The 3,793-nt window shown below is 53.5% G+C and carries 1 tRNA gene and 2 rRNA genes (1 of these 3 running past the window's edge); all 3 read left to right on the forward strand.

The features are described from left to right. Positions 1-43: transfer RNA gene (locus tag NKH36_RS28930), tRNA-Ala, on the forward strand; it begins 33 nt to the left of the window's first position. A 383-nt stretch (positions 44-426) separates the two neighbouring features. Continuing rightward, positions 427-3,292: ribosomal RNA gene (locus tag NKH36_RS28935) — 23S ribosomal RNA — on the forward strand. 277 nt (positions 3,293-3,569) lie between these two features. Further along, positions 3,570-3,684: ribosomal RNA gene (rrf, locus tag NKH36_RS28940) — 5S ribosomal RNA — on the forward strand. Positions 3,685-3,793 lie beyond the last annotated feature (109 nt).

A 3,793-nucleotide genomic window follows, 5' to 3' on the forward strand; every position in this document is an offset into this window, starting at 1 on the left:
TGCAAGCAGGATGTCGTCGGTTCGATCCCGTCCGGCTCCACCATCTCCGCGCAATCCGCAGGATTGTCGCTGCGCAATCCGCAGGATTGTCGCTTCTCCTCCAGGGGAAATGGTGTCGAGTAGAGATGGAGCGGGCCGAGAAAAAGTCATTCGTTTAAGAGTTTGCGGCGAGCATCTGGCTCTCCGCCTGTTCTGTTTGACATCGTAAAGAGAAGATTTGTTCGAACTTCATATTCCGCAAGGGGTGTGATTTGTCGCGGGAGACGCTCAATCTCCCGCATATGATGGGTTTGCCTAACCGCACCCTCGAACCGATCTCGAGAAGCTGGTCTTTTTGTGCCAATGACATCAAGCCAAATCCTGCACAGGATTTGGCTGAAGCGACGATCTCTTTGAGATCGCGCGATGGGTATTGGCAATGAGAACGATCAAGTGTCTTAAGGGCAATTGGTGGATGCCTTGGCATGCACAGGCGATGAAGGACGTGATACGCTGCGATAAGCTACGGGGAGGTGCGAATACCCTTTGATCCGTAGATTTCCGAATGGGGAAACCCACCTAAGGTGCTTGGAAAATCAGAGCAGCAGGGTAATTGGCGCGAGATCCCAAAAGGATTGAGCGTTAAGCGACGATCTCTTTGAGATCGCGCAGACTTGCTGCTGTGGTTTCCAAGTATCTGTAATAGGTAACTTATCCTGAATACATAGGGATAAAGTGGCGAACGCGGGGAACTGAAACATCTAAGTACCCGTAGGAAAGGACATCAACCGAGACTCCGGCAGTAGTGGCGAGCGAACCCGGACCAGGCCAGTGGCGATGATGAGACAAGCGGAACCTTCTGGAAAGTAGGGCCATAGTGGGTGACAGCCCCGTACGCGTAATGCAAATCATCGTCCTCGAGTAAGGCGGGACACGTGAAATCCTGTCTGAAATTGGGGGGACCACCCTCCAAGCCTAAGTACTCGTGCATGACCGATAGCGAACTAGTACCGTGAGGGAAAGGTGAAAAGCACCCCGACAAGGGGAGTGAAAGAGTACCTGAAACCGATTGCCTACAAACAGTGGGAGTCCAAGGTTCGTCCTGGGTGACCACGTACCTTTTGTATAATGGGTCAGCGACTTAGTGTGACGAGCAAGCTTAAACCGCTAGGTGTAGGCGCAGCGAAAGCGAGTCTGAACAGGGCGTTCAGTTCGTCGCATTAGACCCGAAACCGAGTGATCTAGCCATGAGCAGGTTGAAGGTAAGGTAACACTTACTGGAGGACCGAACCCATAACTGTTGCAATAGTTCGGGATGACTTGTGGCTAGGGGTGAAAGGCCAATCAAACTCGGAAATAGCTGGTTCTCCGCGAAATCTATTTAGGTAGAGCGTCGACCGAATACCCCAGGGGGTAGAGCACTGGATGGGCTAGGGGTCCTCACCGGATTACCAAACCTAACCAAACTCCGAATACCTGGGAGTACTAGTCGGCAGACACACGGCGGGTGCTAACGTCCGTCGTGAAAAGGGAAACAACCCTGACCTACAGCTAAGGTCCCCAAGTTATGGCTAAGTGGGAAAGGATGTGAGGATCCCAAAACAACCAGGATGTTGGCTTAGAAGCAGCCATCATTTAAAGAAAGCGTAACAGCTCACTGGTCTAAATAAGGGTCTTTGCGCCGAAAATGTAACGGGGCTCAAGCCATACACCGAAGCTTAGGGTTTGCAGTGATGCAAGCGGTAGCGGAGCGTTCTGTAAGCTGATGAAGCCATACCCGTGAGGGGTGGTGGAGGTATCAGAAGTGCGAATGCTGACATGAGTAACGTAAGGGGAGTGAGAGACTCCCCCGCCGAAAGTCCAAGGGTTCCTGCTTAAAGCTAATCTGAGCAGGGTTAGCCGGCCCCTAAGTCGAGGCAGAAATGCGTAGACGATGGGAACCACGTTAATATTCGTGGGCCTGGAGGAAGTGACGGATCATTGAGGTAGTCCAATCTTATCGGATTGAAAGGGCTGCTGCGTGGTTCCAGGAAATAGCTCCTCCTTATAGACCGTACCCGAAACCGACACTGGTGGACTGGTAGAGTATACCAAGGCGCTTGAGAGAACTATGCTGAAGGAACTCGGCAAATTGCACGCGTAACTTCGGAAGAAGCGTGACCCTTTTCCACGCAAGTGGAGGAGGGTGGCACAGACCAGGGGGTAGCGACTGTTTATCAAAAACACAGGGCTCTGCGAAGTCGCAAGACGACGTATAGGGTCTGACGCCTGCCCGGTGCTGGAAGGTTAAGAGGAGGGGTGCAAGCTCTGAATCGAAGCCCCAGTAAACGGCGGCCGTAACTATAACGGTCCTAAGGTAGCGAAATTCCTTGTCGGGTAAGTTCCGACCTGCACGAATGGCGTAACGACTTCCCCGCTGTCTCCAGCATAGACTCAGTGAAATTGAATTCCCCGTGAAGATGCGGGGTTCCTGCGGTTAGACGGAAAGACCCCGTGCACCTTTACTATAGCTTTACATTGGCATTCGTAGTGGCATGTGTAGGATAGGTGGTAGGCTTTGAAACCTGGGCGCCAGCTCAGGTGGAGCCACCCTTGAAATACCACCCTTATCACTATGGATGTCTAACCGCGGCCCGTCATCCGGGTCCGGGACAATGTATGGTGGGTAGTTTGACTGGGGCGGTCGCCTCCTAAAGAGTAACGGAGGCGCGCGATGGTGGGCTCAGAACGGTCGGAAATCGTTCGCTGAGTGCAATGGCATAAGCCTGCCTGACTGCGAGACTGACAAGTCGAGCAGAGACGAAAGTCGGTCATAGTGATCCGGTGGTCCCGCGTGGAAGGGCCATCGCTCAACGGATAAAAGGTACGCCGGGGATAACAGGCTGATGACCCCCAAGAGTCCATATCGACGGGGTTGTTTGGCACCTCGATGTCGACTCATCGCATCCTGGGGCTGGAGCAGGTCCCAAGGGTATGGCTGTTCGCCATTTAAAGCGGTACGTGAGTTGGGTTCAGAACGTCGTGAGACAGTTCGGTCCCTATCTGCCGTGGGTGTAGGAATATTGAAAGGATCTGTCCCTAGTACGAGAGGACCGGGATGGACGGATCTCTGGTGGACCTGTTGTGGCGCCAGCCGCATAGCAGGGTAGCTATATCCGGACGGGATAACCGCTGAAGGCATCTAAGCGGGAAACCCACCTTAAAACGAGTATTCCCTGAGAACCGTGGAAGACGACCACGTTGATAGGCCGGGTGTGGAAGAGCGGCAACGCTTGAAGCTTACCGGTACTAATAGTTCGATCGGCTTGATCGTTCTCATTCCCTATGCCCATTTGACAAGTCAAATGGTCTGTTCTCACTCACGCTTGTTCCGCCCTGCGGGCGGCGCTACGTGGGTGCGGCGCATCGGCGCCGACGGTCGGTCGACCTTGCGAAGCTTCGCTTCGAAAGGCGCCAGGACCAAAAGAACGGTAAAGGCACACATAAGACCAGCGAACAGCTCAGAGAGAGCAGAAAATAGGGTTCCCTATTCGCTGCTCACTATTGGCTATTCGCTCAAAAAGCTTCTCGAGCAACGTGCGCTTTGCCGACCTGGTGGTTATGGCGGAGCGGCTGCACCCGATCCCATTCCGAACTCGGCCGTGAAACGCTCCAGCGCTGATGGTACTTCGTCTCAAGACGCGGGAGAGTAGGTCGCTGCCAGGTCTGCAAAACGCACGTTGGATCTCACATCGTACTTGCCAAAAATCGAAATGATCTTTGGGTCGATGTGTGGAAAATCTTCTCCTTACAAACAGGCCCGCCAATCGGGAGC

This window comes from Mesorhizobium sp. M1312, from assembly GCF_040318115.1.
Taxonomy (GTDB): Bacteria; Pseudomonadota; Alphaproteobacteria; order Rhizobiales; family Rhizobiaceae; genus Mesorhizobium.